At 44.2% G+C, this 19,041-nt stretch carries 33 protein-coding genes; 29 read left to right on the forward strand and 4 right to left on the reverse strand.

Annotated elements, in window-relative coordinates; all coding sequences use genetic code 11:
* Positions 1-345 precede the first annotated feature (345 nt).
* The 15 genes from C4S60_RS06915 to C4S60_RS06985 all read left to right on the forward strand — a co-directional run bounded on the left by C4S60_RS06915 (position 346) and on the right by C4S60_RS06985 (position 7,815).
* Positions 346-816 (forward strand): hypothetical protein, encoded by a 471-nt coding sequence (locus C4S60_RS06915; RefSeq protein WP_103879609.1) that lies wholly within the window; start codon positions 346-348, stop codon positions 814-816.
* A 147-nt stretch (positions 817-963) separates the two neighbouring features.
* On the forward strand, positions 964-1,359 hold the full coding sequence (locus C4S60_RS06920) for an MAPEG family protein (protein ID WP_103879610.1): 396 nt from the start codon (positions 964-966) through the stop codon (positions 1,357-1,359).
* Positions 1,360-1,447: 88 nt separating this feature from the next.
* Positions 1,448-2,116 carry a DUF4386 family protein gene (locus C4S60_RS06925; protein WP_103879611.1) on the forward strand — a complete coding sequence of 223 codons (669 nt, stop codon included), beginning with the start codon at positions 1,448-1,450 and terminating at the stop codon, positions 2,114-2,116.
* Between the two features lie 56 nt (positions 2,117-2,172).
* A complete protein-coding gene (locus C4S60_RS06930; protein WP_208623248.1) occupies positions 2,173-2,730 on the forward strand; it encodes a hypothetical protein in 558 nt (185 codons plus the stop codon).
* Between the two features lie 182 nt (positions 2,731-2,912).
* Positions 2,913-3,071, forward strand: coding sequence for an HAD hydrolase-like protein (locus C4S60_RS06935; protein WP_103879612.1), 159 nt, complete (start codon positions 2,913-2,915; stop codon positions 3,069-3,071).
* A gap of 120 nt (positions 3,072-3,191) precedes the next feature.
* On the forward strand, positions 3,192-3,590 hold the full coding sequence (locus C4S60_RS06940; protein ID WP_103879613.1) for a hypothetical protein: 399 nt from the start codon (positions 3,192-3,194) through the stop codon (positions 3,588-3,590).
* A gap of 46 nt (positions 3,591-3,636) precedes the next feature.
* Positions 3,637-4,011, forward strand: coding sequence for a nucleotide pyrophosphohydrolase (locus C4S60_RS06945; protein ID WP_103879614.1), 375 nt, complete (start codon positions 3,637-3,639; stop codon positions 4,009-4,011).
* Between the two features lie 75 nt (positions 4,012-4,086).
* Positions 4,087-4,482 (forward strand): ACT domain-containing protein, encoded by a 396-nt coding sequence (locus C4S60_RS06950; protein WP_103879615.1) that lies wholly within the window; start codon positions 4,087-4,089, stop codon positions 4,480-4,482.
* A gap of 36 nt (positions 4,483-4,518) precedes the next feature.
* Positions 4,519-4,809 carry a putative quinol monooxygenase gene (locus C4S60_RS06955; protein ID WP_103879616.1) on the forward strand — a complete coding sequence of 97 codons (291 nt, stop codon included), beginning with the start codon at positions 4,519-4,521 and terminating at the stop codon, positions 4,807-4,809.
* Positions 4,810-4,833: 24 nt separating this feature from the next.
* Positions 4,834-5,247 (forward strand): VOC family protein, encoded by a 414-nt coding sequence (locus C4S60_RS06960; protein ID WP_208623249.1) that lies wholly within the window; start codon positions 4,834-4,836, stop codon positions 5,245-5,247.
* 113 nt (positions 5,248-5,360) lie between these two features.
* Positions 5,361-5,837, forward strand: a complete 477-nt coding sequence (locus tag C4S60_RS06965; RefSeq protein WP_103879618.1) for a GNAT family N-acetyltransferase — start codon at positions 5,361-5,363, stop codon at positions 5,835-5,837.
* Positions 5,838-5,934: 97 nt separating this feature from the next.
* On the forward strand, positions 5,935-6,411 hold the full coding sequence (locus C4S60_RS06970; protein WP_103879619.1) for a pyridoxamine 5'-phosphate oxidase family protein: 477 nt from the start codon (positions 5,935-5,937) through the stop codon (positions 6,409-6,411).
* A 10-nt stretch (positions 6,412-6,421) separates the two neighbouring features.
* The gene (locus C4S60_RS06975; RefSeq protein ID WP_103879620.1) at positions 6,422-6,805 is read left to right on the forward strand and encodes a hypothetical protein; all 384 of its coding nucleotides are present in this window, start codon (positions 6,422-6,424) and stop codon (positions 6,803-6,805) included.
* Between the two features lie 24 nt (positions 6,806-6,829).
* Positions 6,830-7,153, forward strand: coding sequence for an antibiotic biosynthesis monooxygenase (locus C4S60_RS06980; protein ID WP_103879621.1), 324 nt, complete (start codon positions 6,830-6,832; stop codon positions 7,151-7,153).
* Positions 7,154-7,251: 98 nt separating this feature from the next.
* The gene (locus C4S60_RS06985) at positions 7,252-7,815 is read left to right on the forward strand and encodes a pyridoxamine 5'-phosphate oxidase family protein (protein ID WP_103879622.1); all 564 of its coding nucleotides are present in this window, start codon (positions 7,252-7,254) and stop codon (positions 7,813-7,815) included.
* Positions 7,816-7,916: 101 nt separating this feature from the next.
* Here C4S60_RS06985 and C4S60_RS06990 read toward each other — a convergent pair whose 3' ends face one another.
* Positions 7,917-8,147, reverse strand: a complete 231-nt coding sequence (locus C4S60_RS06990; RefSeq protein WP_103879623.1) for a PAS factor family protein — start codon at positions 8,145-8,147, stop codon at positions 7,917-7,919.
* A 274-nt stretch (positions 8,148-8,421) separates the two neighbouring features.
* Between C4S60_RS06990 and C4S60_RS23940 the strand changes: the two genes are divergently transcribed.
* The 4 genes from C4S60_RS23940 (at position 8,422) to C4S60_RS23870 (ending at position 10,108) form a co-directional block, all read left to right on the forward strand.
* Positions 8,422-8,895, forward strand: coding sequence for a GNAT family N-acetyltransferase (locus C4S60_RS23940; RefSeq protein WP_103879624.1), 474 nt, complete (start codon positions 8,422-8,424; stop codon positions 8,893-8,895).
* A 68-nt stretch (positions 8,896-8,963) separates the two neighbouring features.
* Positions 8,964-9,515, forward strand: coding sequence for a hypothetical protein (locus C4S60_RS07000; protein WP_103879625.1), 552 nt, complete (start codon positions 8,964-8,966; stop codon positions 9,513-9,515).
* 119 nt (positions 9,516-9,634) lie between these two features.
* Entirely contained in the window at positions 9,635-9,856 is a 222-nt protein-coding gene (locus tag C4S60_RS07005) for a VF530 family protein (protein ID WP_103879626.1), read from the forward strand.
* Between the two features lie 42 nt (positions 9,857-9,898).
* The gene (locus C4S60_RS23870; RefSeq protein ID WP_103879627.1) at positions 9,899-10,108 is read left to right on the forward strand and encodes a GDCCVxC domain-containing (seleno)protein; all 210 of its coding nucleotides are present in this window, start codon (positions 9,899-9,901) and stop codon (positions 10,106-10,108) included.
* Between the two features lie 43 nt (positions 10,109-10,151).
* On the opposite strand, the gene C4S60_RS07015 is transcribed toward C4S60_RS23870, so the two are convergent.
* The gene (locus tag C4S60_RS07015) at positions 10,152-10,703 is read right to left on the reverse strand and encodes a TetR/AcrR family transcriptional regulator (RefSeq protein WP_103879628.1); all 552 of its coding nucleotides are present in this window, start codon (positions 10,701-10,703) and stop codon (positions 10,152-10,154) included.
* Positions 10,704-10,798: 95 nt separating this feature from the next.
* On the opposite strand from C4S60_RS07015, the gene C4S60_RS07020 reads away from it, so the two are divergent.
* The 9 genes from C4S60_RS07020 to C4S60_RS07055 all read left to right on the forward strand — a co-directional run bounded on the left by C4S60_RS07020 (position 10,799) and on the right by C4S60_RS07055 (position 16,219).
* Positions 10,799-11,251 carry an HPP family protein gene (locus tag C4S60_RS07020; RefSeq protein ID WP_103879629.1) on the forward strand — a complete coding sequence of 151 codons (453 nt, stop codon included), beginning with the start codon at positions 10,799-10,801 and terminating at the stop codon, positions 11,249-11,251.
* A 158-nt stretch (positions 11,252-11,409) separates the two neighbouring features.
* Positions 11,410-11,565 (forward strand): hypothetical protein, encoded by a 156-nt coding sequence (locus C4S60_RS23530; protein ID WP_160111340.1) that lies wholly within the window; start codon positions 11,410-11,412, stop codon positions 11,563-11,565.
* Between the two features lie 115 nt (positions 11,566-11,680).
* Positions 11,681-11,905: a hypothetical protein gene (locus C4S60_RS07025; protein ID WP_103879630.1), complete on the forward strand. Its 225-nt coding sequence runs from the start codon at positions 11,681-11,683 to the stop codon at positions 11,903-11,905.
* 45 nt (positions 11,906-11,950) lie between these two features.
* Positions 11,951-12,472, forward strand: coding sequence for a flavodoxin family protein (locus C4S60_RS07030; RefSeq protein ID WP_103879631.1), 522 nt, complete (start codon positions 11,951-11,953; stop codon positions 12,470-12,472).
* Positions 12,473-12,524: 52 nt separating this feature from the next.
* A complete protein-coding gene (locus tag C4S60_RS07035) occupies positions 12,525-12,938 on the forward strand; it encodes a nucleotide triphosphate diphosphatase NUDT15 (protein WP_103879632.1) in 414 nt (137 codons plus the stop codon).
* A gap of 49 nt (positions 12,939-12,987) precedes the next feature.
* Positions 12,988-13,326 carry a hypothetical protein gene (locus C4S60_RS07040; RefSeq protein ID WP_103879633.1) on the forward strand — a complete coding sequence of 113 codons (339 nt, stop codon included), beginning with the start codon at positions 12,988-12,990 and terminating at the stop codon, positions 13,324-13,326.
* 368 nt (positions 13,327-13,694) lie between these two features.
* Positions 13,695-14,078 carry a hypothetical protein gene (locus C4S60_RS07045; protein WP_103879634.1) on the forward strand — a complete coding sequence of 128 codons (384 nt, stop codon included), beginning with the start codon at positions 13,695-13,697 and terminating at the stop codon, positions 14,076-14,078.
* 27 nt (positions 14,079-14,105) lie between these two features.
* A complete protein-coding gene (locus C4S60_RS07050; protein ID WP_103879635.1) occupies positions 14,106-14,447 on the forward strand; it encodes a hypothetical protein in 342 nt (113 codons plus the stop codon).
* Positions 14,448-14,929: 482 nt separating this feature from the next.
* Positions 14,930-16,219: a Kelch repeat-containing protein gene (locus C4S60_RS07055; RefSeq protein WP_103879636.1), complete on the forward strand. Its 1,290-nt coding sequence runs from the start codon at positions 14,930-14,932 to the stop codon at positions 16,217-16,219.
* Positions 16,220-16,324: 105 nt separating this feature from the next.
* Here C4S60_RS07055 and C4S60_RS07060 read toward each other — a convergent pair whose 3' ends face one another.
* Positions 16,325-16,513, reverse strand: coding sequence for a hypothetical protein (locus C4S60_RS07060; protein WP_103879637.1), 189 nt, complete (start codon positions 16,511-16,513; stop codon positions 16,325-16,327).
* A gap of 159 nt (positions 16,514-16,672) precedes the next feature.
* On the opposite strand from C4S60_RS07060, the gene C4S60_RS07065 reads away from it, so the two are divergent.
* Positions 16,673-17,227 (forward strand): nucleotidyltransferase family protein, encoded by a 555-nt coding sequence (locus tag C4S60_RS07065; RefSeq protein WP_103879638.1) that lies wholly within the window; start codon positions 16,673-16,675, stop codon positions 17,225-17,227.
* A 20-nt stretch (positions 17,228-17,247) separates the two neighbouring features.
* Here the strand turns inward: C4S60_RS07065 and ggt are convergent, their stop codons facing one another.
* Positions 17,248-19,017, reverse strand: coding sequence for a gamma-glutamyltransferase (gene ggt, locus C4S60_RS07070; RefSeq protein ID WP_103879639.1), 1,770 nt, complete (start codon positions 19,015-19,017; stop codon positions 17,248-17,250).
* Positions 19,018-19,041: the final 24 nt, after the last annotated feature.

Genomic DNA, 19,041 nt, shown 5'->3' on the forward strand with positions numbered 1-19,041 from the left:
ATCACAAAAGATTGAAGCTCGATTCAGCCCCTACAGCTTGGGTCAATGTGTTTATGACACGCCCTAAAAGACGTATGGAACGCGAGCTATGCCGTCGTGTTGTACGTTCGCAAGGTATTGATGGTGAGCACGTGTTTCCTTTGGGTAATCACAAGCCTCACAATTATTATCTGTAGGGTAAGTGTATAACAAGTGGTTTAATAGTGATTCGCTACGCGTGGCATTTTTACTATGTGTTGCGGTCAGTGTTTAAGGTGTTCTTGGGAGGCTTTTGTTTTGCGTTGCCCAGATTAACTGGGCGTTAAGTCTAAAACTAGAATATTGAGGGGAACAAAGGAAACGGATATGGAAATTCAACATATACCAAAAACATTTTGGCACGCTTTAAGTGTAGCTGTGTTGGTAGTGTCTAGCGGGCTTACCTACATAGCGTATAAGTCGAGTAGTGTATCTATTGAGTTGGCTAACGCAAAGATTAATTTATCGTCTGAAGTTGCTTCATCTACCATTGCATTGAAGAATGCGCTAGATAAGGCGAAAAAAGCAAAGGAAGAAGCTGAACAAAAGTATGCCGTATTAGTTCGCAAGCATGACTTAGTCAATGAGCAGTTAAGAAAATTGCAGGCAGAGGCACGAGTCAACAAGAATGTATCTGACGTACTGAAGGACTTTAAACTTGATTGTCCTGAATGTATCGAGCTAAAACCTTTACCTAAATCATTGGAATTAAATAATTTCGACGTGAATATCGAGGAAGTCCAAAAATCATTAGATAGGCTCGAAGAAATTAACCAGCAAATTCAACCAATTAAATGATGGTGCATATAATTTGCACTTAACAAATTGTTTTGGAAGACAGCTAACGTTTGGTAATTTGGTTGAGTTTTGCGTTTAAGTCGGTCAATTCAAGCTTGTTGGACGTTACTTGAATATATATACAAACTTTAGAGTAGGGATATTAATTTGACGGTATTGATTCTTTGTTTAATTGTAGCTTCTCTGCTTCCATATCTGGTCAAAATTCCATTAGCAGTAGCTATGGCCAAAGATGGTGGCTACGACAATCGTTACCCCAGAGAGCAGCAGTCTCGTTTACAGGGTTTCGGTGCTCGTTCATTAGCCTCACACCAGAATGCGTTCGAATCTTTGTTGGTATTCGCCATAGCGATTTTACTGGCCATAACCACGGGGACAACGAGCGAAAATGTACAAACATTAGCAATAATGCATATTGGCTTTCGAGTTCTTTATCATGCTCTCTATCTACTCAACATGAGTACATTACGTTCAGTGTCATGGTTTATTGCGATCGCTTGTTCGTTTGCAATTATGGGGCAATGTCTACCGCACTGGGCGTAGAGTCGCCATTTTTGTTTTGGTTGGGTGCAATGGTAGTCAGTTGCTTGTCACCAAATCGTTAGTATTACGAATAAAAGGGAGAGTTTTCGTGAATAATTTGCAGAAAGTTGCCGGCGTTTCAGCACTTTTTGAGGCGTTGATTTATATTGTTGCCTTTGTGTATTTTGGTGCTTTTTGGGCGTATCCCTCTGACGGTACTGCTTCAGAAAAAATGGCATATTTAGCAGAAAATCAATTTTCATTTTCAATGATTTATTTTCTGATATATGTAGGGTTTGGGGTTCTTTTAACCGTGCTTGTTGTTGGTTTATATGAAAAACTAAAATCAACAAACAGTCCATTTGTTAAGGTGGGGTCTGTCTTCGGCGTAGTTTGGGTTGTTCTGGTCATTGCAAGTGGTATGTTGGCAAATATTGGACTATCACATGCAATTAACCTGATGGATTTATCCACTGAGAAAGCGTTTGATATGTGGCAAATGATTTCAGTGATAATCGAAAGCCTTGGGGGAGGAAACGAGCTTGTAGGTGGACTTTGGGTGCTGTTGATTAGTCTGGCTGCTTTAAAAGCGAAAGAATTCCCACAAGGATTAAATTACCTTGGCCTAATTGTAGGAATTTCAGGTATCGCAACCATCTACCCCGCTGAAGTCCTTACCGAAATCTTTGGTGTCACCCAGATACTTTGGTTTGTATGGCTGGGTATCTCCATGTTAAGTCAAAGTGATGCCCGACAAGTCAACTCTGTTGCCAGATAACGCGTCGCCTGATTGAGGCATCACAAGCCAAAGTGCATTACAAAGGAAGTATAAACTTGGAAAATACGCAGAAGCAACAAGGGCCCGGATGCCTTGGGTTTGTCGTTGGTGGAATGTCCTTCATCCCCTTGATAGGGGTTCTGTTTGGGATCGTCGCGGTTATTTGGGGTTTCAAAGCAAAAAGTACAAAACTTAAAGTTATCGGCTTCGCAGGTATTGCTTTTACATTTATTTTATACGGCACTCTGGGATATTTTGGTTTTGTACAGAAAGGGGGAGTATATGACGATCTTCGCTCGCAGTTGGTAAAGGTTCAATTGACAAATTCAGTACAGGCAATAGAGCTGTACAAAGTTCAGCATGGCAGATATCCAGCATCGTTAGAAGTTTTACAAAAATCCCTACCTGAAGGCAGTTTAGTGTCACTGTACGATGCCGCGCAAATCAGTATTTCAGGAGAAAAATGGTATTTCTATACTGTCATCGACGAAAACCACTATCACATTCGCTCCTATGGTAGAGACGGCTTAATTGATACGGAAGATGATATCCTGCCGACACCGATAGAAAATATAGGACTCATTGCTCACTATCAAGTAGAACCAGCCTTATAACAAGTTGCTCGACTCGAAAGTGAACATGCGGGGTAACGATGTACGACACAGTAATATTTGATTATGGAAATACGCTCTGTGAAACAGGGTGTTTGGCGCAATCACTGCGTGAGGTGAGTGATTCAAGCAATGCGTTACAGATTGCCCTTAACAGCATAGGTAGTAGCACATTAAGTACCTAAATGGTGGGAGACAACGAACTCGCTGATATTCAAGGTGCAAAGGCAATTGGTATGGCTACATTATTGGTCACCGATCAACATGTGGTGAGTAACGTAGCGGAGTATGTGGTAATGCGGGATAACCTGCATGATGAAGTACTTCGCTTAACAAGGCACTAAATAGGTAAGCTTTACCTGGGTAAGTTAGGCTTATTTCGTTGATGCTGGTATTTACGGAGCGATGGTTGGGAAAGGGGCCGCGCTTTGTTACCATCAATTTTATGTAATATCTAAGGAGGCATGTTGAAATATTTACGTTTTATTTTGCCACTACTTCTGTTGGTGTTTGTTTTCGGAAAGGACTTTTATTCTAACTACAAAGCAGAGCAGAGACATCAGCAACTGAAGTCGGTTTTCCACGAACTGCTGTTTGACGGGGACCATCGAACCAATGTTAGAAGTGTTGTGTTAACAAATGAAGTGGTGAGTGTTGTTGTTAATATTCAAAATACGATTGTGACGGATGAGGTTAAATCCAAATTTAGCGCGAACGCTCATAATCAGATGCCAGAGAAGGTATGCAGTAGTATTGGACTTCGACAAATGATGCAAAATGGAACGCCAGTATCTATCGATGTTAAAGCCAATAGCAATGTATCAATAACCAACGTGCGCGTTACATGGGAAGATTGCACCTAGAAAATGACGCAAGCACACAGCTAACGGTTACTTAACAAGGTGATATATGGAACAAGTTATATACATAGTGGGCAGTTTCAGTAATCTCAGTAAAATGAACTCGGTGTATTCATCTTTTTTGAAATCTGGTATTTCGGCTTTGATTTCAGAGCCTAATCAGGGCAGCGGTGTGGATGGTTGCCTGGAACGTATTCGACGTTCGGATATTGTTTATGTTCTCAATTACGATGGTTATGTCGGCAAAAGTGTGGCTCTGGATATTGGTTATGCACTGGCATTAGAGAAACAAGTTTATTCACTCGAGCCAGTCGTTGATCCGAATGTTTCGCATCTAATTGCGGGCGTTGTGAGTCCCGAAGGGCTAATTAAGACGCTAAAAGAAGGTGGTACATCCCATCACATTGCGCAAGTAAACGCGTAGCGTTTGGTGGTCTTCTCAGAAGGGAAACTGGGCTGCAGCGCAGTCAGTCATTAGCAATACAGGAACAATTTGAGTATGGCAGGGATTAAAGATTTAGAAGAATTGCTCCGCTCTATGCGCCCAGAGTTGGCGGATGCGGAGTTTGTATTTTGCACGGTGAAAGGGGATGTCGCTGAGTACATTCTGCTTAATCCCATCGCGACATTTATCGAGTCAGAAGGTTTAACTCTGGTCCTAGAAAAGTCTGTCGCGGAAAAGGCGGGCCTGGATTTTGAGGGTTTATACCGAAAAATCACACTGACGGTTCACTCAAGTCTTGAAGCCGTTGGTCTGACCGCAGCCGTATCCACAAAGCTCGCATCAAAACAAATCAGTGCAAACGTCATAGCCGCGTATTATCACGACCATATTTTTGTACAAGCGAGCAGAGCAAATGACGCAATGGCAGCGTTAGAAGAATTCAGTGTTTAATCGCTGGATTCACTAGATAACAAATCAGGAAAAGTCATGTCGAAAGTTATCTTAAAAGGTTATATCGTGGTTCCGGAAGATGAACTGACAATAGTGATCCAAGAACTAGAAACCCATAAAAAACTGACGCTTCAGGAGCCGGGTTGTCTGCTGTTTAGCGTGACGCAGAGCCCAGATGAACCAACAAAATTTGATGTATATGAAGAGTTCGCAAATAGAGCTGCGTTTGAGAACCACCAACTGCGCGTGCGTGAATCAAAGTGGGGAGCGGTAACTCAGAACGTAGAAAGGTTCTACGAAATCATTACTAGAAAAGCTGCTCAATAACTCGAAATACCCTCTGGAGAAATTATGAGAAAGCTATCGGTCTTAACGTTAGGTGTCGAGTGTCTTGACGTCTCGGCACGGTTTTACGAAACGGTACTTGACCTCAAACGTACCGATTACCAATCGGACGACATTATCTTCTATCACCTGGATGGCGCGGAGTTAGCGCTATTTCCCAGGCAAGAGCTTGCAAAGGATATTGGAATACCGGATGTAGGGAAAGGCTTCTCCGGTATTACGTTGGCTCACAATGTAACCTCATCGCAGCAAGTCTTAGCGCTTCTCGATAAAGCCAGGGTAAGTGGTGGTCAAGTCATTAAAGAGGGGCAACCGGTATTTTGGGGCGGTTTTTCAGGTTACTTTGCCGATCCTGATGGTCATTTATGGGAAGTGGCTTGTGGTTCCAAAGAGTATCAACAAGAGATGGCACGCTCCTGATATTTCCATAAGCGTTACGTTAGTTAGTTTTTTTGAAAGATATACATTGTCGTATCACTGTCAGGTTGGTGACGCACGCGATTACAGTTAGCATCGTAAATAAAGGAATATCAATGGAACTCGTCCCCTTTGAGCCATCTCACTACTCGCTGTTAATAGACTGGATATCCTCGCCAGAGTTAAATTATCAGTGGGGTGGTCCAGCCTATACTTACCCACTCACCGAAGAGCAAATCTCTACCCATTGCTCTGATCCAGATACTTTTCCCTTCTTATTTCGTGTGCATGGTCAATATGCGGGTTTTATCGAATATCGAAAACTGGATCCGGTTACCTGCAGAATTTGTCGTGTGTTAGTGATTGATAGCTTTCAGGGGCAGGGACTGTCGAAATCGATGCTCAGGTTAGTGATGGAGAGAGCAAAGCAACAGACGAACTGTCACACGTTCAGCTTATGTGTTTTTGATCATAATGAAGCGGCAAAGGCGCTGTACAAATCACTGGGTTTTGAAACCGTATCGGTAGAAAAAAGGCCAGAGAAAATCTGTAATGAGTATTGGACCGCAGTGGAGATGGTAGCTCGAACATAAGTTGCTGATGAAATGTCGTGGCAAGAGGCGACATGGTGCGATCACTGATAGTCCAAAAAACCGAACTTATCTATGTGTTTATGGGGGAATGTTCAGAATGAGTCTATATAACAATGTGGTAAAGCTGTTGGATGAGCGCTGCGGTCACGACAAAGAAGTTATTATTGCACTTGCAACTATATCAGAACAGGTCAATGCGCTGGGCAACTCCACGCCATCGGTACGTATGGTTTGTTCTTATTATGAAGACGGTGTGTTTTATGTTTCGACCGATGCGACATCCAATAAGATGAAGCAAATTTCGAAAAATAACGCCGTTTCTATCGGCGGTTTAGATTGGTTTTGTTGCGAAGGCTATGCAGAAAGTCTGGGCTGGGTCAAAGAGAAGCGAAACGCGAATATCCGCGCAAAATTTCATCAAGTATTTGACTGGTTCGCTGACGTCGGTGATGAGGACAACCAAGACTCTATTATATTGCGCATCACGCCAACAAAAGGAACGGTTATTGAGCATGGGGAAAAAGGTGGCCCCAGGAAGTATGAAGTAGACTTTGTTAATCAGACCGTAAGCTAACGGATACACAATGAAAGTCTCTAATATCATACTGCTTATAGTAATGTCTCTTTCCTTACCTGTTCTGGCCCTTGATATTATTTTGGGCTTGTCGGGAGATACCGCTCATTATTATTGGATTGTTTCTGTAGGCTATGCATTGGTCATCCTGACATCAATTTTGAGCTTCTTCTGGGGAAGTGTTCGCTATGTCCCCTTATTCGGTGTTTTGTTGATGATAACGGGGTATGTATTAGACCACCAGTTTTGGAAAAAACATAATCTGGCACTCTGTTTAGAACTCAGGGCGAACCCTTCGTGTCTCGAAGATGATATAGGGTTTTCTTGCACCGACTTTTATGGTTCTGGATTTTCTACCAGTAATATCATCTGTAAAGATGCCGCCCATAAATAGAACATCAACTTTGGAGAAAATTAAATGTTTATTGCAGTATATGAGTTCGAAATTAAAGACGGTTGCGAAGACAGGTTTCGTAAGGCATGGCTTCAAGTCACCAAGTCTATTTATCAACATTGTGGCAGTTTTGGTTCTCGCCTTCACTATTCAGATAAACCCAATGTTTTGGTTGGTTATGCTCAGTGGCCATCTCGAGAGCAATGGGAAAAGGATAATAGGTTGACCGACGAATTGTATGAAGTGGCACGCAAAGAAATGGCAGAATGCTTAGTACAGTCGAAGACCGTGTATAAGCTGGACGTCAGTGATGATTATTTGCAGACGACATTGGCAGCGCAGCATTAAACACGCCCCGTTGGTAGCGATACGCTTTGTTCTATATTTTTATTGGTTGTTATAGAGCGCAGTCTGATTCTCAATATGGAACATGGAGGTATATCACTTTGGGTAAACAATTTTCGGCACTGACAGACAAACAGATAGAATTTATCGACAAGCAAAAAATCTATTTTGTGGCCACTGCGGCAGAAAATGGAACCGTGAATCTTTCTCCTAAAGGAGGTGATTCTCTTCGGGTTATCAATCCCAACGAGATTGCCTGGATGAACTTAACAGGTAGCGGTAACGAATCTGCTGCACATGTGATCCAAAATAGTCGTATGACGGTCATGTTCTGCGCATTTGACGGGTCTCCGCTTATCCTGAGAGCCTACGGCAATGCTCGAGTGTTACACACAAAAGATGAAGAATGGGACCGTTATACCGCTCTTTTTCCCAATAGTGTCGCTGCTCGTCAGATCTTTGTTTTGGATGTGAACATGGTTCAGGCATCGTGTGGCATGTCTGTCCCGTACTTTACTTATGAAGGCGATCGCGATGACTTAGAGCGCTGGTCTGAAAGACAAGGAACAGACGGTATTGAAAAATATTGGATGAGAAAGAACCAAAAAAGCCTTGATGGATTTGAGACTGAGATAATCCAAAGAGCGGGGTTAGAGAACGAGTGAACAATGGATTTGTCATTTACAGGCAGTACTCACCGGCAGAAGGCTCGTTAACAGTAAAAACGGCCCTTGGGGAATCGGGCCGTGAGGTTGGAGACACTAAGTTAGCGTTCAGGCGTTTCCAGCAGTTGAATAACGCTATCAACGGCGTTGTTTAAGGCCTGGTCGCTATCTAGCTTACCAGAGCTGGCCGGGCCTAGGGCGCTGGCATATAAAGCAAGCTGTTTATCGAACGGCAGATCCAATTGTGAATAAAGGTTTTGTCGAATCTCTGCGTGTTGTTCTGGGTCTTGATTAGCGAGGCTTACAAGCGTTTCATAAATCAGGGCTTTCATGTGTTATCCATTTTATTATCGTCTACGGGGGAGTGGGGATTGTATATGAACCTGAGTTGTGAATCTTATGCAACAATCACATAACAACATGTTTGCCAAAGTTTTAGGTTTACACGATTTTTTAGTCAGGCGATTTGTTTTTGAAGTCTGCTGAAATCACGTTTTCTTTGCCCGCCCCCCATTGAGCGGGCAGAAATCAAGCACTTGGGTTGACCGTTTAAATGTTAATCACTATAAATGTTAGTCACTATGGTGTTAATTTTGGGGTTTTCATATGCAGTTTGTCTCCCGAGATCTAGATGTGTTTCGATTCGAGTTCGATTTAGTATCGGCTTCTAAAGAGCTGGCGAATAATTTCGAATGCTCTGTATTACAAGATATTAGAGAAAGTGGCGCAAATGATCGGGAGTACCTTCGTTGGGTTATGGTAGCCACTGATAAAGACAAACCTATCGGCTACTGTTATTTCAGGCACCACATACAAAACTCGCACACTTACATTGGTCACATCTATGTTGATGACACATTACGAGGGCAGGGGATAGCGTTAAAACTTTTGAACATGAGTCTCGACTTCATATTTAGCGTGCTGCCAAATGTCGTGAAGATATCTTTTCGGAGTGAAGAACATAATGAAAGTCGTTTGGTCAGGCAGTTTTTGCATCGCGCGTCACAGCAAAAAAAACGAGATAAATACTTTAGTATTGAAGCCTTTGTGAACGATAGGTGCATCGAGTTAGACACATAAGATGCATCATCAGAGAAGGTCGTCATGTACTCAGTGCTTCGAGGGATTAAGCCCGAAAGGAGAGATTAATGTTCACCCAAGTTCGTTCGCGCATCACTGGTAAACAAGTAATAGGCTTATTTATTCTTACGAACCTTGTCTATGGTGTAATGCTTAGCTTTAGCATTCCTATGTTAATGTCTTACTCTTCGGGACTGCCGATATTCGATATGTCGCCCATGGGTTACAGTTTCGCTGAGGCTGCAGAACTGCTGTTTGCTCTTGGGAGCGATGGACGAGAGTTTTACATGACGCAACTGGCGTTAGATACACTGTATCCCTTCCTGTTTGGTCTTTGTTATTTTGTGTTACTTCAGTGGGTGATCAAAAAGGGCAACGTGAGCGGAGTTCAATGGCAGTGGCTGTCGCTATTTCCTATTGTTGCAGCGCTATTTGATTATTTAGAAAATATCTGTATCTATCTTATGCTGTCATCCTTTCCTGAGTTATCGACAACTCTGGTCTCTATATCATCAGCGTTCACTATTACGAAAAGTGCTCTGACAACGGTTTACTGGCTGGGATTGGTGATTCTAATCACCATGATAGCCATACAAAAGTACCGACACCGAGCAGCATAAACGGCACAAGTGAAGTGGGTCGCGACAATTGACTTAACTGAGTTGCAACGAAAACATGAAAGTGCGTTTGTTCATTCTGGTACACTACCTGCCTAAAAGGTAAAGACCGAAGGTACACAATGAGCCAAGAGCAACCAAACAACCCGCTGCACGGGTTAACCCTTGAAAAGATCCTCGTCCGTTTACAAGAACACTATGGATGGAAAGGACTCGACGCAGAGATTCAGATCAACTGCTTTTACAATAATCCATCCATTAAGTCATCGTTGAAGTTTTTACGCCGTACTCAATGGGCAAGAGATAAGGTTGAGGCTCTATATATCGAGACTTTTTGCAAATAAGTACCAGTGAGTGTCGACTGAGCGGTAATCAAGGAGAAATCAATGAAAGTTGAACTAAATTCCGAACTGGTTTGTCCTGAGTGCGGCCATAAATGTATTGAAGAGATGCCAACAAATGCGTGTATTTATTTTTACCAATGTTTGAATTGCGGCGCGTTATTGAAACCTTTACCAGGCGACTGCTGCGTCTTCTGCTCCTACGGTAGTGTCCCGTGTCCTCCAATTCAAACACAAAGTAAGTGTTGTCGGTAAAAGAAGCCTCTCTAGTGAGGCTTTCTGGTTCCAGAACCCGCCGTTAGATCTCAAAGGTATCTAACACTGCAAGGCACTTAGCGACTACTTCTCGACCATTACCGCTTAGGTGCGCGGTCACGATCGCTCCCTCTTTCATGAGGCAAATTGCATCAACAAGCGCATGGTTCTCGGTGCTCAAATGGGCATTGATGAGGTGGCGAACCTGTTGCTTATGGTAGTGACAGAAACGAAATATCTCACTTTCCAGATCGCTAAATTCCGCCGACGTATTAATAAAAAAGCAGCCCCTGAATGAGCCGAGATCCGGTTCTTCGTTTTCAAACCAGCTTTCAAGCGCGCCAAATAAACGGCGTATCGTTTCTTGATCAGATGTGCTTCCTGACAGCTTTCCTTCCAGCCAGTGTACAAAGGCGTCGTGTCTTTGCTGCAGTGCGGCAAAAATTAATTCATCCTTACTTTTAAAGTGCTTGTACAGCGTCCGCTTTGCGACGCCGGAGCTACTGAGCACTTCATTTATCCCAATCGAATTAATCCCATTTTGATAAAAAAGCTCTAAGGCTGTGTCTATCAGCAATTGACGTTTTTGGCTCATCTCGGCCTCCTTTAAAAACTATGTTGACAAAAGTAGACCGTTTTGTCTACCTTAAAATAAGTAGACAGAATGGTCTACTTATTTGGGAGATTGAAATGAATAATTGGATTTTATCCGTTTTGGCAGGTGTGGGTGCTTGTCTGGCTATTGGGTTACTGTCAGTTTTGGATTCCACATTTAGCGATGTTGCGCTACTGATGGCGCCGTTTGGTGCATCGGCGGTGCTTGTATTTGGGATTCCCGGAAGTCCGTTGGCACAGCCTAAAAATGTCATACTTGGGCACTTAATTACGTCGTTTGTCGGTGTGATCTTTTTCCAGTATGTCGGGGTTTCTCCTTTGACGTTGGCTATTGCGACCGGTATCGCAGTCAGCGCGATGTTGCTAACCAATACAACGCATCCTCCTGCTGGAGCAAACCCGATGTTGATTATGCTGTCTGGTCAGGGTTGGGACTTCCTGATAACACCAGTGCTCATTGGTGCGATAGCCATCGTTCTGGTTGGGCAAGGTATGCAGAGATTGGTAAAGCAATGGGTAAGGCTCTGACACAGGGCAAACGGGACCATTTTTGATATTTGCACTGGCGAAGTTAACTTCAGAGAGGCGGTTTTGCCAGTGCGAATAAAAAATGTAAAATTCACTATTGACCTCAAGTTAACTTGAGGTTTTATGCTCTCCATAAAAGGAATTAAGGAGAGAAGGCCATGCAAAATAACTATATCAAGGAACTGGCGATAAAAACGTACCAAGAGGAACAAGTGACAATTTCCCGAGTGAAAAGAAAACGCGTGTTCTATCGCCATCGCATGTTCGTTGGTTATGTTTTGCTGTTTGCGCTCAGCTTTCTCTATTACGGGTAATAACTACGGGCAATAACCATATGCTCTCTATTGCTTATTTGTTTTGCGTCAAAGTACTGCTTCAGGATGGCTTTTATTCTTGTGTGTATTAATTGACCAACATCAGGAGTGGGTAATGAGAGCATTGCAAATCGAAACGTTTACCAATGGCAAACGCGAGGACACGGTAAAAGTGCCTGTAAGTTTGGCGAAAGTCGCATTAAGTCCGCTTCTTGCCAAGCTGAACAGTAATCAGGCGGATCTGATTGTTTCAGCGCTTAATAGCAACGATATCTCGGGTGTCATACTAGAGATTGAAGAACATCAGGAAAATGAGAAAGTCGTTTTCTCAATCATATAATCAACTAAGTAGAGCCTCTATAGAGGGGCGTTATGGGGAATGATAATGAAGACAGCCGTAATATTGGGGACCTCAAAGTCCGATGGAAATACCAGAAAACTTGTGGATGACTTTGTCACCCTCTCCGATGCATTATTATTCGATTTAACAAACTACGACATATCGTTCTACGACTATTCTCACAATAACAGGAATGATGACTTTCTGCCCTTGATTAAGGAGTTGTTGGAGTTTGATCATCTTGTGTTTGCTTCTCCTGTCTATTGGTATTCGATGTCAGCGCAGCTAAAAGTGTTCTTTGACCGATTGTCTGATTTGTTGACCATTGAAAAGGAACTGGGGCGGAGTATGAAGGGTAAATCTGTCTCAGTATTGTCATCAGGCTTTAACAAAAATTGTCCCTCTTGTTTTGTCGCACCCTTTGAATTGACTGCAAATCACATGCAATTGCAATTTATAGGGAATGAGTATTTATCGGTACAGATGGAGAACGATCTACAAAACTCGATGACCATCGCCAAACAAGCGTTGAATCGGCTCAAAGCGACACAATATCAAACAACTTAAGGGTGAAGGCTGATACCATGATTAGCACTACCTAATATCAGAGGAAAGTAGGATGGATCGGTCAGTGCGTGTTGGCGTAGCAGCCGTTATCGTCAGAGATGACACGATATTATTGGGCGAACGAATTGGGGCTCATGGTGCAAATACCTGGGCGACACCAGGTGGGCATTTGGAATTTGGCGAGAGCATTGAGGCGTGTGCAGAGAGGGAAGTGCTCGAAGAAACGGGACTGAATGCCCACTTCGTGAAAAAGCTCTTTTTTACCAATGATGTCTTTTGTCGGGAACAAAAGCATTATGTGACATTGTTTGTTTTGTTGTCCTGTGAAACGGGGGAGCCAAAGGTAACCGAGCCAGACAAATGCAAACGATGGAAATGGTGCCGGTTAGACGAGTTACCTAACCCGCTATTCTTACCGTTACAGAACCTGTTTGAAGAGCATCCACAATTGGCAGATTTGGTGTAATTCTTTCATACTATGTGTTCGAAAGTAACCATGGAATGAGGAAGTCGCTATGCCTGTTGCTGTGTGCTTTATCACGCCTGAATTGAAACTGCGCCAATCACAAACACCGGATATGGTTGAAGTGTGGAGTAGGCATTCTGGTATTGGTGCTTCAGAAATGACAGTGACTTTAATCCCAAGTGAGCAGCAATTCGGTAAGCCTTATGCAGTCATTAGCCATTTGTACCTTCCCTCGGTCTGGGCTGAGGAACAGGTTACGTCCTTGCAGCTTGGATTGGCGAGCGCTCTGGTTGACTGTTTCGCAATTGATGAAAGCCAGGTGCTGATAATGACATCAATGATTGAGTCAGGATTGGTCGTCGAAGGCGGAAGAGAAATTCATTGGTGAACGCGGGTTTGCTCATTCATCTCTCAATATTGAGCTTAACTTAATCTATACTCAAGTGACCTCAAGATGCAGGACTCAGAGCTTCATCAAGGTGTTCAGTTCAAGGAAAATAGTTGAAGGAATGGCTATTCCCTTTCGAAGCTATTTGACGCAGAAATGGGCACCTTGATGAGCTCCCAAAGGGCGAGTTTACTTGGCTTATATGCTTTGTTAGCGATTTTCGATTTAGAGCCACTAGATCTTCAAATCACTGCCGCGCCTAGAAGCCAAGTAATTCTCGCTGAACACACATCTTGAGGTTACTTGAGTATAAAGGGCTGATTTTGGTCTTTAATGTATATAGGTTATCGCAAATTAGAGGTGACACAATGTTAAGCCAATTGAACAGTCGTCTTGCTTTTGTAGCGGAGAGTATGGCTGAGCTTGAAAATCAACTGGGAAAATATCTACGCTCGGAACACACATCCTGCCGGGTGAGTGAGCATCAAGTTTATATTGAATATCAGCATGATTTAACATTTGAAAGTGCATCAGCGCAGGCGGAAATATTACTTCGTCTGTTAAATATTCCCTGTGACAATGACGATGCTAAAAATCTTGTGGCGGATATTTCGGGCAAAGATGGAATAACGAGGCTGCATCTGGACTTGTCCTATGATGACAAGAATGACTTACTTACAAAATACATTTGCTCTCAGCTCCTGACATCGTTTAAAACAGTGGAGAGTATCGAGGATACGAAAGTCAATTAGCTGCGCAACAATTAAGGAATAAGTTCAATGAGCAGATTGAGGCTGTTAGGGTGGTTAGGTACGGCGCTCTTACTTGGGGGGTGCGCCACTTCAAATCACGGAACCTTCGTAACCTCCACCTACGTGACGCCAGGCGAGAAAGAAAATGCTCAACCAGCCGGACTGGTGACCGGAGAATCTCGCCAATCATGGATACTGTACCTTTTCCCCGTCGGTGATGCTCCGTCTACACACGAAGCCATCGAAGACGCCAAGTCGAAAATCGATGGGACAAAATTTCTCACAGACCTCTCCGTCGATAACAGAATTGATTGGCGCATTGGTTATAGTGAGTCAGTCGTTCATGTTGAAGCGACCGCGTATAAATAGCGCTTGGTCAAGGAAAGCGGTTGTTACTCGTTAGACAGGAGAGAATGGACGCTTTTTCCTTGACGCCTTTTCCGGCGCTAAATGTCTCAATATTGAGAGAAGGTGCGATAACAAGAGCCTTTTTTCATCCCACATATCTAGAGTGTGACTACGCGAGCTGACGGTTACGCTCTGAGAAGCTTCACATTTGCTCACCTGCTTCACTCACTTCATAAGATATAGGTGAAGATGGAGTAAGTTGAGTTCTCTCTGTCTCTTGACTACGTTAGAAGAGTTTTATTTACGACCAACATACCCAAAGCAACTCGCCTTTTGAAAGCGTTTCATTGAACCGACTTTCGCGTTAAACAACTTGGAAAGAGCGGGTTATTACACTTCGTTGTATTCTTTGAACTTGAATCAATGACAAGGCTCTGATTCCGGCATCTTGAAGTTAGTAGGGTATAAATAATCAGATAATTTTTTCCAAACAGGAGAGGGTTATGAAGATCTCTCGAATTTTAGCGGTGCTTGCGCTCAGTGTTGGCGTAATCACCGCTTGCAAGCATTCTACGAATACTGCGTTGTTCGACAATTTTGAGTGGACGGAAGTTGTTGCTACAGACTTTTCTGCCGTTGATCGATGGGAACCGCGAGCAGGGCTCCAGGCGGTAGAATTTAACAGCCAATTGTATGTTATTGCGGGTCGAACCCCGTTACCGCCCACACCACCGGACTTTAATCCTTTTGCCAGTCAGATTCATGGCGATGTATGGGTTAGCAGTGATGTAGGCAGTACCTGGTATGAATTATTAGCCGATGCGGAGAGTGAAGGCCTATGGAAAAACCGCGCTTATTTCGAAGCGGTTACGACGAAAGATTACATTTACATTCTCGGTGGTCAGAATTTTACGACCGTTTTACCGCCAACGGCTCCCGATTTCCAAACGGTGGTGTTGCCCTCTGAATTTTTCAAAGATGTCTGGCGCAGTTCAGACGGAGTAAACTGGGAGCAAATGACCAGTGACGCTGAATGGGCTACGTTGTCAGAAAATTGCGCCCAGCCTGGCGCGACTACTCAGGGAAGAGCCGGACTGAGTGCGGTGTATTTTAAAGGCAAGATCTGGGTGATGGGGGGATCACAAGGTGATGACAACTCCATTGGTGGCGGTGAGAATTGTCGTCAGTTCTATAATGATGTCTGGTATTCTGAAGATGGTGTTGAATGGATTCAGGCGACGGGAGATGCGCCATGGGAGGCTCGTGCTGGTGGCGTCGCTTTGGTGAAAAACGGCTGGCTCTATTACATGGGTGGAGAAAAAGGATTTGTTGCTGAAACGGATTATTTCAATGATGTCTGGCGAAGTAGAGATGGTGCGAACTGGCAGCAGGTTACGGGGCCAAGCGGCGCGGGATGGTCTCCACGACCAGGACATAAGTGCTCAGTAGTAGGAAACAATTTTGTTTGCATGGGTGGATTTGGCACACCAACCAATCCATCGGACATTTGGGTCAGTGGTGATGGTGCTAATTGGGAGCAGATCAGTGATTCTCCATGGAATAATGATCCCACTTCAAGTATATTTTTCTGCGATCCGAATAAACCAGACGAGCTGGTATGTGACAACATCCGTTACGATTTTGATATGCTAACGTATTCGTACGGCAATTTTGGTCAGCAACAAGCAATACTGACTTTCGGCGGCGATAGGGAAGTGTTCTTTTTCGTTGAGGGTGAGCTTAACTACTTGCGAGTCGAGAACGATGTCTGGCGCTATGGACCTCCCGATTGACGGGATGCAAGTATTGTAGTCTTCGGAGAGACTCGAATCAGGCGCGATTTGAAGAACAGTCACTGGAAACCCGTGAGTGGGTTACCAGTGACTACGATTATGTAGTTACTTAAGTCTTGTTTGTCTAAGGAGGGTGATTAATTCATCTTCTGTTTTTGGTGTTCTATCTAAACGAATGTTCGGCGCACTGCCACCCCAAAGCATGTAAGCGGTGTCGGTACAGTGATCATGGTGGAACCATTTTCCATCAATACATACGTCTGTATAGCATCTAGGGTCCTGCTTAAGTTCCATAAGCCTTCTCTCCTTACGGGTTAACACCTTTACAACATAGTACCAATAATTATGTAATAGATTGATTTAGATCAATGTTGCTGTATTTTTCACTACGCAATACGGAAACGACGTCAGAATATACATCAAATTGCCAGCGAGGCTCGGAAAAAGAACGCAATGGAAACGCATCAACTCACGTTAGCCAGACTTATACTCAATGACAAACGTCGACTTAAGATACTTAAGGCAGTTAGAAGTGAGTCGAAATCTTCTCGTCCCCTTTTTGTTGCTGCTGGGTTCGTAAGAAATGCCGTTTGGGACTGGCTGAATGATTACGACGAGTCAACGAAGCTCAATGATGTTGATGTCATTTACTTTGATGGTACAGAGAGCACTGACCTCGCGGCCAATGCTATTGAGCATCTCCTTTCGGACGCTGAGCCAGCTTATGCCTGGCAGGTGAAAAATCAGGCGAAAATGCACAACAGAAATGGCGACCGACCTTACAGTAATATTGTCGATGCGATGTCATTTTGGCCAGAAAAGGAGACCGCCGTGGCCGTCAGGCTTACAGACACCGATGAGTTAGAAGTTATCTCTGCATTTGGTCTGGATACGTTATTTCAAGGACAAATCACCTATAATCCGCAACGCTCGAAGGAGATATTTTTAAGTCGTGTGGCGAACAAAGGGTGGTGCAAAACATGGCCTAAGTTAAAAGTCGTGCTCTAATCGCTAGGCCATTTATCGACTCATTGACCGATGGCAACGCCTTCCCGCCGCGGATCTGCGGCACCTTCTAAGCCTTTCTCAGTAATGCGTATTGCATGCAGTCCGGAATTGAGTTCTCGCTTCTTCACGCGATAGCCCATCCGCTCAAACTGCTGAGCGTAATCTGCGAGTGGCGTATTGATTTCTATGTCCATTTCACCAAATCGATTGATGAGACGAGGCTGGTCTATCGCCTGTTGGATGTCCATTTTCCAGTCCAGGTGCGCAATGATGCTTTGAGCGACATAGCCAATAATACGACTGCCTCCGGGAGAACCAATCGCCATATAGGGTTGACCCTCTTTCAAAATGATGGTCGGTGACATGGATGAGCGAGGACGTTTATTTGCTTCGACTCTGTTAGCAACGGGCTTGCCGTCCTTGCTGGCAACAAAGGAAAAGTCCGTCAGCTCATTATTGAGAAGAAAGCCAGCAGCCATCAGTCGTGAGCCAAACACATTTTCGATTGAAGAGGTCATCGACAGAACATTTCCATTCGAATCGACGATGTTGAAGTGTGTTGTGGAGGGCAATTCAATCGCCTGATCGTTGCTTAATTGCGTTGACTTCTGGCTTTTTGGCGATCCAGCGGCGACCTTTTGTAGCGCTGAATTTGGTGTGATGAGCTTGCTACGACTTGCTATATATTCTGGATCGAGTAGCGCACTAACTGGCACATTAAAGAAGTCACTGTCCGCCATGTACAGGCCTCTGTCCGCAAAGGCCAGACGAGACGCATCGGCCAGCACTTGCCAACTCACTGGGTCGTTCGCTCCTCGTTTATCCAGCTCAAAGGGTGCAGAGAGCATTAGAATTTGTCCTAATGTTAACGCACCGCTGCTTGGTGGTCCCATGCCGCAAACTTCATATTGTTTGTACGGTGCACAAACGGCGGGCCTTTCTTTTACCTGATACGTTACCAGATCTGCCTTACTTAGCTTACCGGGGTTTGTTGATGCTTCTTTCTGGACCGCATCGATAATAGCCTGCGCTACAACCCCGCGGTAAAAGCCATCACTGCCTTTGTCAGCAATAAGCTTCAGCGTGTTGGAGTATTCAGGATTGTTTAGAATGGTGCCTTGTTGCTTTGGGGTGCCATCAGCATTGAGAAAATATGCTGCCGTTGTTGGGTGTCGCGAAAGGTAGTCCTGATCATTGGCGATGAGTTTTGCCAGTCTGGCACTGATTGGAAAGCCTTGCTCTGCCATCGTTGCTATCGGTAATACCAGCGTTCTCCAGTCCAGTTGACCATATCTTTGATGAACTTCCCAGAGTAGTTTTACGGTGCCGGGAGTACCGACAGAGCGACCGCCGACAACCGCATCATAAAATTTTAACGGCTTTCCGGTTTCGTCTATAAATAGGTCGCTGTCGACGGATGAAGGAGCAGTTTCTCGACCATCAAAAGTGGTGAGTTGATTGCTTTTCGCATCCCAATAGACAAGAAATGAACCGCCGCCAATCCCACTGGACTGTGGCTCTACCAAGCCCAACATAAGCTGAACAGCGACCATAGCATCGACGGCATTCCCGCCAGATAAGAGCACATCGATACCCGCCTGAGTGGCTTGAGGGTTAGCGGCGGTGACCATCCATTCTTTTGCTCTAACCAATTGTTTTGACTTTGAACCTGTAGCGATTTCGGGTGAAAAAGCATCGGTGGCTTGCTCAGTCGCATTAAGCGAAGGGGCGGTTCCAAGCATAAATATACTCAATGCGAGTAGTGACGTGATGGGTTTTGTCGAAGCCATTGTAGAGTCCCTTGATGGTTTTTG

The sequence above is a fragment of the Vibrio hangzhouensis genome, assembly GCF_900107935.1.
In the GTDB taxonomy this organism is placed as follows: Bacteria; Pseudomonadota; Gammaproteobacteria; order Enterobacterales; family Vibrionaceae; genus Vibrio; species Vibrio hangzhouensis.